The sequence below is a fragment of the Maribacter hydrothermalis genome, from assembly GCF_001913155.1.
Taxonomy (GTDB): domain Bacteria; phylum Bacteroidota; class Bacteroidia; order Flavobacteriales; family Flavobacteriaceae; genus Maribacter; species Maribacter hydrothermalis.
This window is the reverse complement of the sequence record NZ_CP018760.1, coordinates 2,589,260-2,607,887: the sequence shown is the minus strand read 5'-3', so window position 1 is coordinate 2,607,887 and position 18,628 is coordinate 2,589,260. Positions and strand designations below refer to the sequence as shown.

12 protein-coding genes and 1 tRNA gene are annotated in these 18,628 nt (G+C 36.1%); 2 read left to right on the top strand and 11 right to left on the bottom strand.

The annotated features are described in order from the left end of the window. Nucleotides 1–8: 8 nt before the first annotated feature. From BTR34_RS11055 to BTR34_RS11030, 6 genes are read right to left on the bottom strand one after another with little or no spacing between them, the layout of a single operon-like run. Nucleotides 9–1,331 (bottom strand): quinol:cytochrome C oxidoreductase, encoded by a 1,323-nt coding sequence (locus BTR34_RS11055; protein WP_068481520.1) that lies wholly within the window; start codon nucleotides 1,329–1,331, stop codon nucleotides 9–11. Between the two features lie 15 nt (nucleotides 1,332–1,346). Continuing rightward, the gene (locus BTR34_RS11050) at nucleotides 1,347–1,907 is read right to left on the bottom strand and encodes a c-type cytochrome (protein WP_068481517.1); all 561 of its coding nucleotides are present in this window, start codon (nucleotides 1,905–1,907) and stop codon (nucleotides 1,347–1,349) included. Nucleotides 1,908–1,909: 2 nt separating this feature from the next. Then, complete coding sequence (locus BTR34_RS11045) at nucleotides 1,910–2,440, bottom strand: DUF3341 domain-containing protein (protein ID WP_068481515.1); 531 nt, start codon at nucleotides 2,438–2,440, stop codon at nucleotides 1,910–1,912. 2 nt (nucleotides 2,441–2,442) lie between these two features. After that, nucleotides 2,443–4,188 (bottom strand): NrfD/PsrC family molybdoenzyme membrane anchor subunit, encoded by a 1,746-nt coding sequence (gene nrfD / locus BTR34_RS11040; RefSeq protein ID WP_074472129.1) that lies wholly within the window; start codon nucleotides 4,186–4,188, stop codon nucleotides 2,443–2,445. A 32-nt stretch (nucleotides 4,189–4,220) separates the two neighbouring features. Then, on the bottom strand, nucleotides 4,221–7,340 hold the full coding sequence (locus tag BTR34_RS11035) for a TAT-variant-translocated molybdopterin oxidoreductase (RefSeq protein ID WP_068481512.1): 3,120 nt from the start codon (nucleotides 7,338–7,340) through the stop codon (nucleotides 4,221–4,223). Between the two features lie 35 nt (nucleotides 7,341–7,375). Further along, a complete protein-coding gene (locus tag BTR34_RS11030; RefSeq protein WP_068481509.1) occupies nucleotides 7,376–8,743 on the bottom strand; it encodes a c-type cytochrome in 1,368 nt (455 codons plus the stop codon). A gap of 233 nt (nucleotides 8,744–8,976) precedes the next feature. Here BTR34_RS11030 and BTR34_RS11025 point away from each other — a divergent pair, with 233 nt between their 5' ends. Continuing rightward, on the top strand, nucleotides 8,977–9,348 hold the full coding sequence (locus BTR34_RS11025; RefSeq protein ID WP_068481506.1) for an SPOR domain-containing protein: 372 nt from the start codon (nucleotides 8,977–8,979) through the stop codon (nucleotides 9,346–9,348). Nucleotides 9,349–9,396: 48 nt separating this feature from the next. On the opposite strand, the gene infB is transcribed toward BTR34_RS11025, so the two are convergent. The 5 genes from infB to BTR34_RS11000 all read right to left on the bottom strand — a co-directional run bounded on the left by infB (nucleotide 9,397) and on the right by BTR34_RS11000 (nucleotide 15,075). Then, nucleotides 9,397–12,246 (bottom strand): translation initiation factor IF-2, encoded by a 2,850-nt coding sequence (gene infB, locus BTR34_RS11020; protein ID WP_068481503.1) that lies wholly within the window; start codon nucleotides 12,244–12,246, stop codon nucleotides 9,397–9,399. Between the two features lie 41 nt (nucleotides 12,247–12,287). Further along, the gene (gene nusA, locus BTR34_RS11015; protein ID WP_068481500.1) at nucleotides 12,288–13,520 is read right to left on the bottom strand and encodes a transcription termination factor NusA; all 1,233 of its coding nucleotides are present in this window, start codon (nucleotides 13,518–13,520) and stop codon (nucleotides 12,288–12,290) included. A 12-nt stretch (nucleotides 13,521–13,532) separates the two neighbouring features. Continuing rightward, nucleotides 13,533–13,994 carry a ribosome assembly cofactor RimP gene (gene rimP, locus BTR34_RS11010; RefSeq protein ID WP_068481497.1) on the bottom strand — a complete coding sequence of 154 codons (462 nt, stop codon included), beginning with the start codon at nucleotides 13,992–13,994 and terminating at the stop codon, nucleotides 13,533–13,535. Between the two features lie 428 nt (nucleotides 13,995–14,422). Further along, nucleotides 14,423–14,755: a hypothetical protein gene (locus BTR34_RS11005; RefSeq protein ID WP_068481494.1), complete on the bottom strand. Its 333-nt coding sequence runs from the start codon at nucleotides 14,753–14,755 to the stop codon at nucleotides 14,423–14,425. 249 nt (nucleotides 14,756–15,004) lie between these two features. Next, nucleotides 15,005–15,075: transfer RNA gene (locus BTR34_RS11000), tRNA-Gln, on the bottom strand. A gap of 168 nt (nucleotides 15,076–15,243) precedes the next feature. Here BTR34_RS11000 and BTR34_RS10995 point away from each other — a divergent pair. Continuing rightward, on the top strand, nucleotides 15,244–18,594 hold the full coding sequence (locus BTR34_RS10995) for a protein O-mannosyl-transferase family (protein ID WP_068481491.1): 3,351 nt from the start codon (nucleotides 15,244–15,246) through the stop codon (nucleotides 18,592–18,594). The last annotated feature ends 34 nt before the right edge of the window (nucleotides 18,595–18,628 follow it).

Here is an 18,628-nt window from a genome sequence, read left to right as displayed (position 1 = left end):
CTTATTTATTAATAGTGAAAGTGTCTACTTTCTTCAATAAAAGGGTTTCTTTTTGGTTGTAAAGGAGCAGATGAAATTGCTCTAAAAATCCAAAATATAAATAAACCTGCAAAAAACAATACAGACCCAATTTCAGGAATACCTATATACCAATTCTTACCTACGGTAGATGGCATTATAGCAGTAAAAATATCCATATAATGCCCTGCAAGTATTACAATACCCGTTAAAATTACAAACCAATTTATTCTTTTATAGTCACTGTTCATTAGTAAAAGGACAGGAAATAAGAAATTCATTGCCACCATACCAAAGAAAGGCAATCTATAATCTGCAATTCTAGTAACATAATACGTTACTTCTTCAGGAATATTTGAATACCATATCAACATAAACTGCGAGAACCACAGGTAAGTCCAGAAAATGCTAATACCGAACATAAACTTTGCCAAATCATGAATATGACTATCGTTTACATCTGGCAAATGACCTTTAGATTTTAAATAAATAGTAACCATTGCTATAACCGTAATACCAGATACGAACATACTAGCAAATATATACCATCCAAATAAAGTACTAAACCAGTGTGGTTCAACGCTCATAATCCAATCCCAAGACATGATTGACTCAGAAATCAAATAGAATACTAGGAAACCAGCAGATATTCTAAAATTCAATTTAAAATTAGAATTATTATCAGACTCATCCTGTGCTAAAGATAATTTTCTAGAATATTCTCTATACCCAATCCATCCGGCTAAAAATATTGCAGCTCTAATTAAAAAGAAAGTAGGGTTCAAATATCCTGCTTTACCTTGTAAAAGTGCATCCTTAGCAACTACATCGGCATCCATCCAAATAAACAAATGGTTCATATGTAAAACAGAAAGCACAAGAATAACAAATACAATAATTCCGCCAGGAACCAGGTAAGCAGTTATTCCTTCCATTACCCTAAATAATAACGGAGACCATCCTGCTTGTGCAGCACGCTGTATAGCATAAAAGGCCAATACACCTAAAGAAATCATCATAAAAAAGAATGCAGCAACATATAATGCGGCCCAAGGTCTATTCTTTAACTGATCCAATAAATGCTGATCATGAGAAGAATCGTGTTCACCAGCTACTGCATGATCATTTTTTTGTGTTTCGTGTGATGCTTCCGCTCCATGGGCATCACCATGACCATCGTCATGACTTGCAACCATTTCTTTCGCCTCTGCAATGGTTCCAGGAGCCATAACAAATCCTCCAATGATTCCTAATGCACCAACAATCATTAGAATTATGGAAGCTATTTTAAGTCTATTTGAAAACGTATACATAGTATTGTTTACCTATTATTTGGTTAAATCTTGTTTCAATTGCATTACATACTCCGATACTTGCCACATCTCTTCAGTATCCATTTGAGATGCATAAGAACCCATTGAATTTAATCCGTAATGAATTGTATAATATGTGGTCCCTACCGTAATATCTCTTGCAGGGTCTGCATAACTTGGCACACCCAATATTTTTTCTCTTTTTACTAAAGTACCTTTTCCTTCACCCTTATCACCATGACAAATTGCACAGTATATGGTATATAATTGAGCTCCTTTTGCTATGTTCGTTACAACGTTCGCCGAATCTAAAGGACTTGACTGTAATCTTGCCAATTCTTTACCTTCAGGAGAATTCTCAATTTCATAAGGCAACCAACCCCTATTAATGGTGTTAGCAGGAGGCATTAGAGCCTCCGACTGATTTGGTAAAAAATCCACTGCACCATAAGTTTCGTAACCAACTGACTGATACATATTTGGCATATATTGATAATTAGGCTCACTCTCGTTTTGACAAGACGTAACCAACACAACCAATGCAAATACTAATGCTATATTCTTAAAACTGTTCATATTTAATGACTGTTTTTTTCTGATACATTAATTTCAACAGCACCTGTATCCATTAATAAATCTCTTAATTCTTGCTCGTTATTATGGATTTCAATTTCCATTAAAAAATGATCGTCCGTAGTTCTTACATCAGGATTTTCAGCTTCTTTAAAAGGCCACAATCTACTTCTCAAATAAAAAGTAATAACCATTAAGTGAGCTGCAAAGAAAACCGTTAACTCAAACATAATAGGTACAAAAGCAGGCATGTTCTCTAGATAACTAAAGCTTGGTTTACCTCCAATATCCTGCGGCCAATCTTCAATCATGATATAATTCATCATCAAAGTAGCCACCGCAAGGCCTACTAAACCATATAAAAAAGCAGTTATTGCCAATCTAGTTGGAGCTAACCCCATTGCTTTGTCTAAACCATGAACAGGAAAAGGACAATATACCTCTTCAATATGAAGCTTTGCTGCTTTCACCTTTTTAACGGCAAGCATTAACACATCATCATCATCGTAAAAAGCGTGTATAACTTTAGATGCCATATTTATCTTTTGTTATTTAGTAAAATTGCTGCTTGTCCTGCCCAGTCATCACGTTGTGCTCTACCTGGGAAAGAACCTGTAATAGAATCCAATAAATTGTATTCACTCTCTGTCATTCTAGCTACTTGAGCAAATGTATAAATTCCTATTTCATTTAAAGTAGCTTCCATTTGAGGACCGATACCTTTAATCTTTTTCAAATTATCCGCCACTTCCGTAGTTGAATCGAAAGTACCTACTGCACTTAACAAATCAGAAACCCCTACCTTATCACCTATTGCAGGTACTACTTCACCCATTAAAACATCATCAGTAATTGGTTCTTTAGCCGCTTCTTTAGTCGTTCTAATTTGATAAAGTGGCTTACCTGCATCTCTCAATACTTTATATTTCTCTCCAGAAGACTTCAAAATAGATTTAACCTCTGCCTGTGCAATTACAGGGAATGTTCTAGAGTATAATAAGAACAATACAAAGAAGAAACCAATTGTACCTATAAAGATACCTATATCAACAAATGTTGGTGAGAACATTGTCCAAGACGATGGAAGGTAGTCTCTATGTAAAGAGGTTACAATAATCACGAATCTTTCGAACCACATACCTATGTTCACCACAATAGAGATGAAGAAAGAAAACATAATACTAGTTCGTAATTTTTTAAACCACATGAATTGTGGAGAAAATACGTTACACGTCATCATTGACCAGTAAGCCCACCAGTAAGGTCCAGTTGCTCTGTTCAAGAATGCGTACTGCTCGTATTCTACACCTGAGTACCATGCCATGAACAACTCTGTAATGTAAGCACACCCTACAATTGAACCTGTTAACATGATTACAATATTCATTAATTCAATATGCTGAATTGTAATGTAATTTTCTAAATGACACACTTTCCTCATTATAATTAATAACGTGTTCACCATTGCGAAACCAGAGAAAATAGCCCCTGCAACGAAATATGGTGGAAAAATCGTTGTATGCCAACCTGGTATTACCGAGGTAGCAAAATCAAACGATACAATAGTATGTACAGATAATACCAAAGGAGTTGCAAGACCTGCAAGTACCAAAGACACTTCTTCAAATCTTTGCCAGTCTTTAGCGCGGCCACTCCATCCAAAACTTAACAGACTATATATTTTCTTTTGAAACGGTAAAACCGCTCTATCACGTATCATAGCGAAATCAGGAAGAAGACCTGTCCACCAAAATACCAATGAAACTGATAAGTATGTTGATATGGCAAATACATCCCAAAGAAGAGGAGAGTTAAAGTTTACCCATAACGAACCAAATTGATTTGGAATTGGTAATACCCAATATGCCAACCACGGACGACCCATGTGAATAATTGGAAATAAACCTGCTTGAACTACCGAGAAAATTGTCATTGCCTCTGCAGAACGGTTAATTGCCATTCTCCATTTTTGACGGAATAACAATAATACTGCCGAAATCAAAGTACCGGCATGTCCAATACCTACCCACCAAACGAAGTTGGTAATATCCCAAGCCCAGTTTACGGTTTTGTTAAGACCCCAAGTTCCGATTCCGGTAGAGACCGTATAAATTATACAACCTACTCCCCAAAGAAATGCCACTAAGGCAATGGAAAAAACTATCCACCAGTGCTTATTTGCTCTTCCTTCTACTGGAGCGGCAATATCCACAGTTACATCGTGGTAGCCTTTGTCTCCAATTACTAGGGGTTTACGTATAGGTGCTTCGTAATGCGACGCCATAGACTTTTGTTATAATTACTTTCTACTATTGTTTATGCTTCGTTGGTGTTTCTAACCTTAACGTGATAGAAAACATTTGGTTGAGTACCTACATGTTCCAATAAGTGGTACATACGGTCACTCGCTTTTAATTCTGATATCTTACTCTTCTCGTCATTAACATCACCAAATACAATGGCTCCATTATTACATGCGGAAGAACAAGCTGTTTGGAATTCTCCATCTTCAATAACACGACCGTCTCTCTTGGCATCAAGAATAGTCTTTTGTGTTTTTTGAATACACATAGAACATTTCTCAATAACACCTCTAGAACGAACGTTTACATCTGGGTTCAATACCATTTTACCCAAATCGTTATTCATATGGAAATCGAACTCATCATTATTATTATATAAGAACCAGTTAAACCTACGTACTTTATATGGACAGTTGTTTGCACAGTATCTTGTACCTACACATCTATTATAAGCCATTTGATTTTGACCTTGTCTGCCGTGTGATGTTGCCGCAACAGGACAAACAGTCTCACATGGCGCATGATTACAGTGTTGACACATTACAGGCTGGAAAGCTACCTGAGGATTGGCAGAAGGGTCTTCTAATTCTCCAAACCCACCCAAAGAACCTGCATCACCAAACAACCCGTCAAAACCGTCTTTCTTAACATTATCACCTTCAAATGATTCTTCTGAAGAGTAATATCTATCGATACGCAACCAGTGCATATCCCTTGATTTTCTTACTTCGGCCTTGCCAACTACTGGTACGTTGTTTTCTGCATGACAAGCGATAACACAAGAACCACAACCAGTACAAGCGTTTAAGTCGATTGACATATTAAAATGATGACCTATAGTACGGTCAAAACTATCCCATAAATCAACAGATGTTGCTGGAACCGCCTGATGATCTAAAGAAACCATAGGAACCTCATTCCATTCCGAATGATTTTTAGTATTAAATATCTCTAATGTAGTTTCCTTTATGATATCTCCTCTACCCATAAGGGTTTTATGCAATTGAACACAAGCAAACTCATGATTACCCGCAACTTTCTCAACACTTACAGATTGATTAGCATTGAAATCGTTATACAATACAAAAGCATTAACCCCTGTTTGCATATCTTCTTTCAGTCCTACTTTTTTTCCATAACCAAAAGAAAGACCTACAGTACCTTTTGCTTGACCTGGCTGAACAACAACCGGCACTTGCTCTAAGCTAACACCGTTAACGGTAAGTTTCACATAACTACCATCCATACCACCATCGGCAACATTTACGTTCGCTACACCTAACTCAGCAGCATCTGCTTTAGAAATGGTAACATAGTTGTCCCAAGATACTCTTGTAATTGGATCAGGAAACTCTTGCAACCAAGGATTACTTGCTTGCTGACCATCTCCCATACCAACTTTAGAATATAAAGTCAGCTCCATTCCATCGATAGAGGTATTTACCAAACTACGAACAGCAGAAGCTAAAGCAACATTAGTTACGTCCTCTGTGACATCTTCAGTTGCCACTACATTCTGTGCTGCACCTTCAGCATTCACTACCATTGTTTCGGTACTGAAAACACCATCTTGCAATGCCTGATTCCAACTAGCTCCGTTAAGGACAGATGAAGACCAAGTTTCTTTGATATAATCATAATACGTTTGCTCACTACCAAGTAGTTCTAAAACTACGGTCTGAAACTGTTTCGTATCGAATAATTCTTTAATAGTAGGTTGCATTAAACTATAATGCCCCTTTTTAATTTGAATATCCCCCCAAGATTCTAAATAATGGTTTGTTGCACCCACATATTGAACTGCTTCGGTAGTCTCATTCCAGTTAGTAGAGAAAGCAACAGAAAGATCAACTTTTTCTAAACCCTCTTTGAAGTCTGCCGCGTTAGGCAAAGAGTACAATGGATTAACTCCATCCATCAACAAGGCACCTATTCTACCAGCCTTCATATCGGCAATAAGCGCATTAACCGCTTTTACACTACCTTTTCTAACATACTTAGGAGCTGCAGCATCATACACCTTACTAGACAGCATTTCATTTATAGCTAAAACAACCGCTTGAGCATTAACATCATCCAAACCGGTTACAACAACCGCATTAGAACCAGCTTTCTTTATTTCAGTTGAAATGGAATCAACCAATACATCATACTCCGAAGTGTTACCACCGACAGAAGTACCATTTAATTTTCCATATAATTTTGCCAAAACTACTTTTTGCGCACTTGGCCTCATAGCCACACGCTTATCTGCATTAGCGCCAGTTAATGACATATTTGCCTCAAACTGCACATGTCTTGACATCTTACCATTCTTAGGCACACGACCTCTAGAATATCCAGCATCATAACCACCACCTTGCCAATCAGCAAGAAAATCTGCACCGAAAGAAACAATTAGTCCAGCTTTTTCAAAATCATAATCAGCTAAAGCACGTTCGCCGTATTTATTTTCAAATGCAGTTAAAGCCGCATCTTCAGAAATCGCGTCATAAGTAACATGAACAACATTTTCATTAGTCGCAACCAAGTCTAACATTAAACGATCTGTTGATGGACTGGCATATGTTTGCGTAAGTATAGCTACTTTTTTAGCCGAACCCTTAAGACCACCCATCTTAGCTTTAACCGCAGACATAAGGACATCCCACTCAACTGCCTCACCATTTGAAATTGGCCCTTGCAATCTTGTACTATCGTACAAGGAAAGAACAGAACCCTGAACTCTTGCATTGGCAGAACCACCAATCTTAGCCAAGGTATTATTCTCAACCTTAATAGGACGACCTTCGCGAGTTTTAATTAATATACTTGCAAAGTCAAAACCATTAGCAATAGTAGTTGCATAGTAGTTTGCAACCCCAGGAACTATATTTTCTGGCAAAACCACATAAGGAATCGATTTTACCACCGGTCCTTCACATGCAGCTAAAGAAGCAGCCGCAGTACTAAACCCGACATACTTCAAGAAATCTCTACGATTTGTATTTGTAGAAGACAAAGTTTCCTTGTCACCCAAGAAATCATCCACAGGAATCTGCTCTACAAATTCGTTCTGCTTTAGCGCCTCAACAATGGAATCGTTAGGATTTAACTCCGCTTCGTTTTTCCAATATTTTTTGTTTGATGCCATACGTATTATCTGTAATTAGCTTCTTAAAATTATTATTAATAGTGACATTTACCACATTCCAGTCCGCCTAATTGGGCAGCTGTCAAATTCTCAACACCGTACTTTTTAGAAAGCTCTGCATGAATTTTTTCGTAATACTCATTACCCTCAACTTTCACATTTGTCTCTCTATGACAGTCAATACACCAACCCATTGTCAATGGAGAGTACTGATACATAATTTCCATCTCCTCTACAGGACCATGACAAGTTTGACATTCCACACCAGCAACGGAAACGTGTTGTGAGTGATTAAAATATGCAAAATCGGGCAAGTTATGTACTCTAACCCATTCTACCGGTTGACTCTCACCAGTATATTTCTGATTTTCCTCATCCCAACCTACAGCTTTGTATAATTTTTTTATCTCACCGGTATAAAATTCATTTGTGTATCCGTTTTCCAAATCTTCTTGAGAAGGTCCTTCCGGATTACCAGTATATTCATAAACCGACTTATGACAGTTCATACAAACATTCAAAGAAGGAATTCCAGATGTTTTTGAAACTCTGGCCGAAGAGTGACAGTACTTACATTCTATCTTATTATCACCAGCATGAATTTTATGCGAATAATGTATTGGCTGAATTGGAGCATAACCTTGATCAACACCAACTTGCATCATCCACCCATAAGCATAGTAAGCACTACCTAATAATAATAAAATGGCAGTAACCAAAACCAAAAACTGATTTTGAGCAAATGCTTTCCAAATAGGTGTTCTTTTTTCAGCATTTTCTTTTTCAACGACAATACCATTTGCCTGAGCTATACGCTGCAACGTTTTATTCACCAACAACAACATAATAACCAATAAGCTGAACACAAGTACCAATGCGCCTAGAATAATTTCATTAGATACGCCCGTAGCACTTCCTGATTCACCAGCAGCAACTTCAGTACCCCCCACAGCGGCCGGCGCAGCAGCTGGAGCAGCAGCAGTATACGCTAAAATATCATCTATATCACCATCTGATAAGGTTGGGAAAGCTGTCATTGCAGCCTGATTATACTCTGCATATATCTTGTTAGCATAAGCATCACCTGACTTAATTAAAGCTGGACTATTCTTAATCCAATCGTACAACCACTGTTTATCTAAGCCTTCGTCTTCACTTAATCTACTTTCTACATTTTCCAATGCGGGACCGGTCATTTTACGATTTAACGCATGACAAGCAGCGCAGTTCTGATTAAACAAAGCCTTGCCATTCACGGCATCTCCTCCACCAGCAACAGCCTCTTCCGAAACTGCTTCCACAGGAGCATCTTGCGCAATCAATGAATTTGCGAAAAGTAAAAAAAGTATTAGGGGTAATCCTAAAATTTTAGAAAACTGATTTCGGTATGGAACCTTTTTCATATATCGAATATTTCTATCGGAATCTTGGCATGATTTTGGTCATAGATGAAACCAATTAATTTTCCATCAAATGCCTAAATCGGAGACAAAAATACAACATAGACTTTATTTGAAAAATGTTAATGTATTTATAATTTACAATTTAGAAATATTCTAAATAAAGTTTCATTTATTTGTTTGATCCTTAATAATTTACTTTTGTCTAGATTCAAAAATAAAACTTTAAAAAGCTTATGAAAACACTAAGTACCATTGTTCTTTTTACCTGCATTATTAACTTTAACTATTCTCAATCTGCTAAAGTCAATATTCAACAAGACCAGAAAATTGATCAATTACTTGAAATTTACAAGTCTTCATTAAGTAATAATGAATACTACAGAATACAAGTTGGCTTCGGCGATCACACTAAAGCACAAAGTATTAAAGCTAATGTAGAAATAGATTTCCCTGATTTAGTGTCTAAAATTGATTTTGACTCGCCTACCTATCGGGTGCGCATAGGTCGATTTACATCTAGATTGGACGCAGAACGTAAATTCAATGAAGTGCGTCTTAAATATCCTGACGCAATGTTATTAAAACCAAAAAAATCGACCAATTAGGTCGATTTTTTTTGTTGTATATTATTTAACTAGTATACACCTAGTTTCTTATTTTGACTTCAATTTCTTCTTTACAGCTACTTCTTGGAATGCCTCAACGATATCACCTTCATTGATGTCATTATAATTTTTAATTTGAAGTCCACAATCATAACCTTTAGCTACCTCTCTAACATCATCTTTAAATCGTTTTAAAGAAGACAGATTTCCTGTGTAAATCACAACTCCATCACGAATTAAACGAATATTAGAGTTTCTAAAGATTTTACCACTTGTTACCATACAACCAGCGATAGTACCTATTTTGGAAATTTTAAATGTCTCTCTAATTTCAGCTGTACCAGAAATCTCCTCTTTCATTACCGGAGACAACATACCTTCCATTGCATCTTTAAGATCATTAATAGCTGCATATATAATAGAATACATACGGATATCGATTTCTTCTTTTTCAGCAATAGCTTTAGCATTACCCATTGGCCTAACGTTAAACCCAATTATTACTGCATCCGAAGCTGATGCTAACAACACATCTGATTCCGTAATTGGACCAACGGCTTTATGTATAATATTTACTTGAATTTCATCGGTTGACAATTTCTGGAACGAGTCGGTCAATGCTTCAACAGAACCATCCACATCACCTTTAAGTATTATATTAAGTTCCTTAAACTCCCCTAAAGCAATTCTTCTTCCAATTTCATCAAGCGTAATATGACGTTGTGCTCTTACTGATTGCTCTCGTTGTAATTGAGACCTACGTGATGCAATTTGTTTTGCTTCGCGTTCATCTTCTAAAACATAGAATTTATCACCAGCTTGAGAAGCACCGTCAAGACCTAAAATTGAAATTGGTCTAGAAGGACCAACCTTAGTTACTAGGTTTCCTCTTTCATCTTGCATTGCCTTTATTTTACCACTAGTGGTCCCCGCCAATACATAATCACCTATTTTTAATGTTCCTGACTGCACTAAAACAGTAGACACATAACCTTTACCTTTATCTAGGAATGCCTCAACCACAGTACCGGTTGCAAGCTTATTAGGATTTGCCTTAAGTTCTAAAATTTCAGCCTCTAACAAAACTTTTTCTAATAATTCTTTAACACCCAAACCTGTCTTAGCTGAAATATCATGAGATTGTATTTTACCGCCCCAATCTTCTACCAATAAATTCATCTGAGCTAAACCTTCTTTAATCTTATCTGGGTTAGCTGTTGATTTATCTATTTTATTTATTGCAAAAACAATTGGAACGCCGGCCGCTTGTGCATGACTAATTGCTTCTTTTGTTTGAGGCATGATATCATCATCCGCCGCTACTACAATTATAGCAATATCCGTTACTTGAGCACCTCTAGCACGCATAGCGGTAAATGCCTCGTGACCAGGTGTATCCAAGAAAGCTATACTTTCTCCATTTTCCAGAGTCACCCCATATGCACCGATATGCTGAGTAATTCCACCACTCTCTCCTGCAATTACATTTTCCTTACGTATATAATCTAACAATGAAGTTTTACCGTGATCCACGTGACCCATTACCGTAACTATAGGAGCTCTAGGTTCTAAATCTTCAGGTGCATCTTTAACCTCAACTATACTTTCTTCGATATCTGCAGTTACAAAATCAACTTCATAACCAAATTCTTCAGCTACAATAGATAAAGTTTCAGCATCTAAGCGCTGATTCATCGTTACCATTAAACCTAAGGACATACAAGCTGAAATTATTTCAGTTGTAGAAACACCCATCATAGTTGCAACCTCCGTAGCCGTAACAAACTCAGTAACTTTAAGTACTTTGTTTTCTAGTTCCTGTTGCTCTAAATCTTTCTCAGTCTGTTCACGATGCTGATCTCTTTTACTTCTTCTATATTTAGCACCTTTGCCCTTTTTGGATTTACCTTGAAGTTTTTCCAGGGTTTCACGCACTTGTTTTTGAACATCTTCTTCAGTAGGCTCCACCTTGGCAACAGGGGCAAACCTTCCTCTTCCTTTATTTCTATCTCCAGTATTTGAAGCTGTTCTGGTTTGACCCGGTCCAGTTGGATTTTTTGTAACAATTCTTCTTCTCCTCTTTTTCCGATCAGCTCCAGCTCCTTTATCTACTGGTTTCTTTTCCTCCTTCTTTTTCTTAGGCTTCTCAAATTTGCTTAAGTCAATTTTCTCACCGGCTATTTTAGGACCGGTAAGTTTTTGATACTGGGTCTCAATAGTTTTCGGAGCTTCAGATTCAGCGGCATTTTCCGCAGAGGACTCTACTTTTCCAGATTCCTTTTTATCATCGGGTTTCTGAGTCTCTTCAATTTTAGGTGTAGTACCTTTTGAAGCATCTTCCTTAGCCTCTTCTTTCTTAACTTCCGGCTTTTGCGTAGGCTGAGATATTATCCTAGGTCCTTGCAATACCACCTTCCTAGTTTCTTTAACTTCTACCTTAGGTGCAGTTTTTTCTTCAACCTTCGGAACAACCTTTTCCTCTGCTTTCGGAGTTTCCTTCACAGGTTCCTCTTCTACTTTTTTCTTAGGGTTAAGATCGATTTTACCTACCATTTTAGGGCCAGCAAGCTCAACTTTACCAACTAAAGTATTTTGTTCGGCATCAGTATTTCTACGTTCACGGGCAAGACGACGATCTTCTTGTTCTTTTTCTAATTGAACTCTAATTGCCTCCTTCTCCTTACGTTTTTCTTCACCTACTTCCTTAGATGCAACCTTTTTACTCTTATCCGTTTGAAACTCATCAAGCAGTACTTGATAAATATCATCGGAAATTTTAGTGGTAGGCCTCGCTTCCACATCATGTCCTTTTCCGTTAAGAAAGTCCACTGCCCTATCCAAGGAAATATTAAGTTCGCGTAGAACTTTATTAAGCCTTATTTTTGCATTGTCTGCCATAAATACTGATTCCCGTTCTTTATTTAAGTGCTAATATATAGCTAATCTTCTAATTCTTCTTTTAAGATACGCACAACTTCCACAATTGTTTCCTCTTCTAAATCTGTACGTTTTACCAAATCCGCAACATCTTGTTCTAAGACACTACGAGCTGTATCCATTCCAATCTTCTTGAATTCTTCAATAATCCAAGCATCAATTTCATCAGAGAATTCGGTTAATTCAACATCCTCTTCCACTCCTTCTCTAAATACATCTATTTCATAACCAGTTAATTGACCAGCTAATCTTATATTATGACCTCCCCTACCAATTGCCTTTGAAACCTCTTCTGGTTTCAAATATACCTGTGCAGTCATTTTCTCGTCGTTTAATTTTACAGAAGAAACTCTAGCCGGACTCAAAGCCCTGGTAACCAATAATTGTGGGTTGGCGGTCCAGTTTATAACATCGATGTTTTCATTTCCTAATTCACGAACAATACCATGAATCCTAGAACCCTTCATACCAACACAAGCACCAACAGGATCTATACGGTCATCATAAGAATCAACAGCAACTTTTGCCTTTTCGCCTGGTATACGAACCACCTTCTTTACCGTGATTAATCCATCAAAAACTTCTGGTATCTCCTGAAAGAATAACTGCTCTAAAAACTTAGGCGAACTTCTTGACATAATAATAGTAGGTTTCGCTCCTTTCAATTCAACACTTTCAATTACACCTCTAACGTTATCGCCTTTTCTAAAGAAATCCGAAGGTATTTGTCTATCTTTTGGTAAAATTATCTCATTTCCTTCATCATCCAACAAAATAATCGCCTTGTGGCGAATGTGATGAACCTCAGCTGTATATATTTCGCCTTCTAAGTCTTTAAAGTGCTTATATATCGTTGTATTATCATGCTCATGAATTTTAGAAATAAGGTTTTGGCGTAATGCCAAAATTGCTCTTCTTCCTAAATCAATTAACTTAACTTCCTCGGAAACATCTTCTCCTACTTCAAAATCTGGCTCAATTTTACGAGCTGCTGTCAAGGAAATTTCTTCATTTGGCTCTTCGACCTCACCATCATTAACTACAATACGGTTTCGCCAAATTTCTAAATCCCCTTTATCTGGGTTAATAATGATGTCAAAGTTATCATCTGAACCAAACTTCTTTTTTAGCGCATTTCTAAAAACATCTTCCAAAATAGCCATCAATGTTACCCTGTCTATGAACTTATCGTCCTTAAACTCTGAGAAAGATTCAATTAACGCAATATTTTCCATTGGTAATTACAATTAAAATTTTAATACAACTTTTGCTTTAATAATATCTGAAAAATTTAATTCTTCTCTTTTTTGAACCGTTACTTTGCCTTTTCCTATAGGCTTTGGTTCTCTTGCCTTCCATTCCAAAACAATAGAATTTTCATTAACAGCAGTTAAATTACCTTCAACTTTCTGTTCTTTTGTAACAACCTCTAGTTTTCTTCCAACGTTTTTTAAATACTGACGCGGCATAATAAGTGGAGCAGAGGCACCTGCCGAAGCAACTTCCAGGGAAAAGTCATGCTCCTCTCTATCTAAATTATGCTCAATTGCTCTACTTATTTTTATACAGTCACTTACCGTAACCCCATGGTCACCGTCAATTACCACATGTATGCTATTATCAGCACCCATAGTAAAATCTATTAAAAACAGGGATGGATCTTCTTCAAGACCTTGTTCCAATAATTCCTTAACTTTTTCCTTTAGCATAAATAACAAGTAATAAAAGAGGGGACTAATTGTCCCCTCATGAATACTTTTATATCCTTTCAGCATTGCAAATATACAACAATTTTAATTTCCTACAATACCGTAATTACAGCTAATTGATTCCCGTATAAAGATAAACAATAAAATCGTTTGGATTTTATGAAAAACACGTCCTTTAAAATCATGAACCAAAAGACCATAGTTAACAATAACCAATGAAATTGAAGGTTGTAGTTTAATGTATTTAAGCCGCTCCTAAACAAATAATCAACTTTCAAAACTTAAATTACCCATAAAAATTGTCGAAATGTTGTTAAAAGCAAAAAGCAGATTATAAACAGCAATTACTTTCAAGCTCTAAAACTAAACACAAAGACCAAAAAAGTTTTGCAGCAAATCGCAACTAAAGAAATAAACAATAAGAAAAACTATTGAGAACCAAACGAGGCAAACACCTCAACCTGATCATTACGAGCTTCAAGTTGCTCATTACCAATGCTATCAACTTCCTTCCTAAATCGTAGTATCATTAAGGTGTCTAATTGCTGGTCAATACTATCTCGAAAAATTTTCCAGTTAGAAGAATTCATTTTCTTATTATACTCCATAATCTTATTAAAACGGTCTAGATTATATCGATTTGCCTTCCATGCATGAACCGTACTCTCTTCATGTTTCAGATCTTGCATATAAAAACCTATGCCAAATGAAATCAATAGTACGATTAATATAATTTTTAAAACTTTTGGAGAAAGATTCATAAGGTTAAGTTATTTAGGGTGCTAAATTATAACATTACAACACTGAAATGGTTTCTTTTCCGATGAATTTGTAACGTTATTAGATTAAATGTACAAAAATACTCACATTGTTATTAACGATTTCTTCATATTAACAGTTCGCAGAAGCGCTATATAAAATCTAAAAACAAACAATTTCATATGACACAAGTGGGATAAAAAGCAAAAATCCCAATATCTTAAGGATATCGGGATTTTATATTCTCTTAGTTGGCCCACAAGGACTCGAACCTTGAATGACGGTACCAAAAACCGAAGTGTTACCATTACACCATGGGCCAATACCTTTTTAAGAGGCTGCAAATTTAAAACAAAGTTTCGTTTCACCAAACATTTTTTAATGTAAAAATTAAAAAATAGTTTTTTCAGCTTGTTAAAGGTTTATAAAAATAGTGTATTCCTTTATTTATTAATTAGTAAATTCGCCACTTAGGTTTAACCCAAGTTTCATGTTTTCAAAGAACTACCACAAGTGGGACACATTATTAGGATGGTCCGTATTTTTCATAGCCCTTATTACCTATTATATTACCGTAGAGCCTACCAATAGTTTTTGGGATGCGGGAGAGTACATTGCTACTGCTGCCAAGCTTCAAGTTGGGCACCCACCCGGAGCTCCTCTTCTTCAAATGATAGGTGCTTTCTTTTCTATGTTTGCATTTGATCATAGTCAAGTAGCTAAGATGGTAAACCTTGTATCGGGGGTTTCTAGTGCTTTTACTATTTTGTTCATGTTTTGGACCATTACCAATATTACCAGAAAACTAATTGATAACGATGGCCCTTTTACTAACAGTAAAGCAATTGCCGTTTTTGGAAGCGCAATGGTTGGATCATTAGCATTCACATTTTCAGATAGTTTTTGGTTTAATGCAGCAGAAACCGAAGTTTACGCAATGGCAAGTTTTATAATGGCTTTGTTATTATGGTTAGGCTTAAAATGGACAGACAATCTTAACGACCCGCGTGGAAATAAATGGATTGTCCTAATATCTTTTGTTGTGGGACTTACATTCGGTATTCAATTCATGGGCTTTTTAGCCATACCATCTATTGGCCTATTATATTACTTTAAAACGTATAAGAAGACAACAGTAAAGAATTTTTTGTTGGCGAATATCATTGTAATAGCAATATTAATGCTGGTTTATAAATTTTCGCTTACTTATGTTTTAAAACTTTTTGGATGGGGAGAGGTGTTTTTTATTAATAGTATTGGATTACCATTTAATTCAGGGTCTATAATTATTGGACTGGTTTTCATCGCTGCTTTTTATTTTGGATTAAATTATACTCGTAAAAACGATTATAAAATTGGTAACACCATTGTACTGTGCTTAATGTTCTTGTTCTTAGGATTCTCTTCATGGCTAATGTTACCAATTAGAGCAAATGCTAAAGTGGTGATAAATGAGAACAACCCAGAAGACGCTAGAGCTCTTTTAGCATATTATAACAGAGAACAATATCCAGGTGTAGATAGCCCTATTTATGGTTCTTATTATTCGGATATGTTTGCTCCCTCTGGTGAAAACCAAGATGGAAAACCAAAATATGAAAAAGATTACACCCTTGGAAAGTATATCATAGTAAACAAATATAAAGGTGCCGTTCCAGGACCAAACCCTAAACATCAAGGGCTATTACCTAGAATGTGGAGCTCCCAAAATGCAGAAAATTATATGCGCTATTTTGGCGCTTTAGATTTTAGAATCACGCAACCAAATCAAGAATTAAGGCAGGCCGCTGACCAGATAAAAGTAGGTTTTGCAAATGGTGAAATTGGAGCCGATCAATACATCAGTTTTTTAAAACGATTTGATGAATATATTGAAGTTCAACCACCAACGGTCTGGGACAATATTAAATACATGGTAGAATTTCAATTCAACTATATGTATTTACGATATTTTATGTGGAATTTCGTTGGTAAGCAGAATGATGTACAAGGTCGTTATAATGAAAATGGAAACTGGTTAAGTGGAATTAACTTTATAGATAGCTGGCGACTAGGTAGCCAAGAAAATTTACCTAGCGATATAAAAAACAATCCGGGAAGAAACACCTATTTTTTCCTTCCACTAATTCTAGGAATTATAGGTATAGTTTTTCAAGTATCAAAAGACAAAAAGCAATTTTGGGTATTATTAATATTTTTCCTATTTACAGGGCTGGCCATTCAGTTTTACACAAATCCTGGCATTTTTCAGCCTCGTGAACGTGATTATTCTTTAGTCGGGTCGTTCTATATATTTGCTCTTTGGATAGGTTTAGGAGTTTACGGACTTTATGATAGTTTTAAAGATTGGATTACTCCTAAAATATTAGCCCCAGCAGTTGTTTTAATTACCTTATTAGCCGTGCCAACTGTAATGGCTGTACAAAATTGGGATGACCATGACCGATCTAACCGTTTTACTGCTAACTCATCTGCTAAGGCATATTTAGATTCGTGCCAAGAAGATGTTGGGGCTATACTTTTCACCATTGGCGATAATGATACGTTCCCAATTTGGTATGCCCAAGAAATTGAAAATTACAGAACAGATGTTCGTATTGTATGTACCAGCCTTTTTGAAACAGATTGGTATGTGGATCAAATGAAAGTTGCAGCATATGAAAGTGCACCAATACCTTCTCAAATTTCACATGAAAAATACCGATGGGGATCAAGAGATGTACTATACCACCAAGGTATTACAGAAAACAGATGGCCTATAAAAGATTTCATAAATTGGATCGACAGCGACAAACCAAGAACTAAGCTAAAGTATTTATTTGAACAAAACGGGGCAGATTTAAGTCAGTATTCTGAAGACACTCAAAATATGGTCTACTACCCTACTAATAAAATTAGAGTTCCTGTAAATAAGCAAAATGTCTTGAACAGCGGCTTGGTTAAAGAAAAAGATGCTGACCAAATAGTTGAATTTATAGATATTGATTTACCAGGAGCCATAACCAAAAAAAGCATGATGATGCTAGATATTTTGGCTAATAATGATTGGAAACGTCCTTTATATTTCTCTGGAGGTAGTTTTGATGATGCTGAATATTTATGGATGAAAGACTATTTACAATTAGATGGTCTAGCTTACAAATTAGTACCGATTCGTACGGAAAGGCCAAATGCTTTTGAACTAGGTAGAATTGACTCCGAACTAATGTACGATATAGTTACAGGATGGGATTGGGGAAATGCAGGCGGTGATATATATCACGACACACAAACTCGTATTCAGAGTGTATCTTTCAGAGGAAATTTAGCTCGTTTAATGGAAACATTAATCAATGAGAATAAAATGGATAAGGCTAAGGATATTATTGAAATTTCCTTAACTAATATGCCGGTAGAAAAATTTGGTTACTATACTTTAATCGAACCTTTTATAGATGGATATTACAAAGTAGGAGAAAGTCAAAAAGCTCGTGATCTGTTTGAAGTAATAAAAACAAAATATCAAGAACGGCTAACCTACTATTCTTCTATAAGTTTAGATGAGCAATATAATAGCATTGATGATATAATTGCTGATATGGAAGCCTATAGACGAAACATAGATATAATTATTGCAAACGACACTAAAGAAACTGCGGAGAAAGAAACTTTGATTTTCAATGAATATATCGATAAGTTCCAACATTTTTATAAAGATGAAGATAATATGGATCTGCGAGAAGAAATGCTACAGTCCGACCCAGACATGATGGATACCATGCCCGTATCCGACACCATATTACCGGACAACACCAGAACAGATATCTTAGAAGATACCATTGATATTACTACACAACAATAAGCTTTGGGCGAAAGCCCAAAGTTCTATTTAAGTA

What these genes read in the sequence shown, in the direction of transcription:
- BTR34_RS11055 (WP_068481520.1), bottom strand. Translation starts at nt 1,331, where the DNA reads ATGTATACGTTTTCAAATAGACTTAAAATAGCTTCCATAATTCTAATG.
- BTR34_RS11050 (WP_068481517.1), bottom strand. Translation starts at nt 1,907, where the DNA reads ATGAACAGTTTTAAGAATATAGCATTAGTATTTGCATTGGTTGTGTTG.
- BTR34_RS11045 (WP_068481515.1), bottom strand. Translation starts at nt 2,440, where the DNA reads ATGGCATCTAAAGTTATACACGCTTTTTACGATGATGATGATGTGTTA.
- nrfD (WP_074472129.1), bottom strand. Translation starts at nt 4,188, where the DNA reads ATGGCGTCGCATTACGAAGCACCTATACGTAAACCCCTAGTAATTGGA.
- BTR34_RS11035 (WP_068481512.1), bottom strand. Translation starts at nt 7,340, where the DNA reads ATGGCATCAAACAAAAAATATTGGAAAAACGAAGCGGAGTTAAATCCT.
- BTR34_RS11030 (WP_068481509.1), bottom strand. Translation starts at nt 8,743, where the DNA reads ATGAAAAAGGTTCCATACCGAAATCAGTTTTCTAAAATTTTAGGATTA.
- BTR34_RS11025 (WP_068481506.1), top strand. Translation starts at nt 8,977, where the DNA reads ATGAAAACACTAAGTACCATTGTTCTTTTTACCTGCATTATTAACTTT.
- infB (WP_068481503.1), bottom strand. Translation starts at nt 12,246, where the DNA reads ATGGCAGACAATGCAAAAATAAGGCTTAATAAAGTTCTACGCGAACTT.
- nusA (WP_068481500.1), bottom strand. Translation starts at nt 13,520, where the DNA reads ATGGAAAATATTGCGTTAATTGAATCTTTCTCAGAGTTTAAGGACGAT.
- rimP (WP_068481497.1), bottom strand. Translation starts at nt 13,994, where the DNA reads ATGCTAAAGGAAAAAGTTAAGGAATTATTGGAACAAGGTCTTGAAGAA.
- BTR34_RS11005 (WP_068481494.1), bottom strand. Translation starts at nt 14,755, where the DNA reads ATGAATCTTTCTCCAAAAGTTTTAAAAATTATATTAATCGTACTATTG.
- BTR34_RS10995 (WP_068481491.1), top strand. Translation starts at nt 15,244, where the DNA reads ATGTTTTCAAAGAACTACCACAAGTGGGACACATTATTAGGATGGTCC.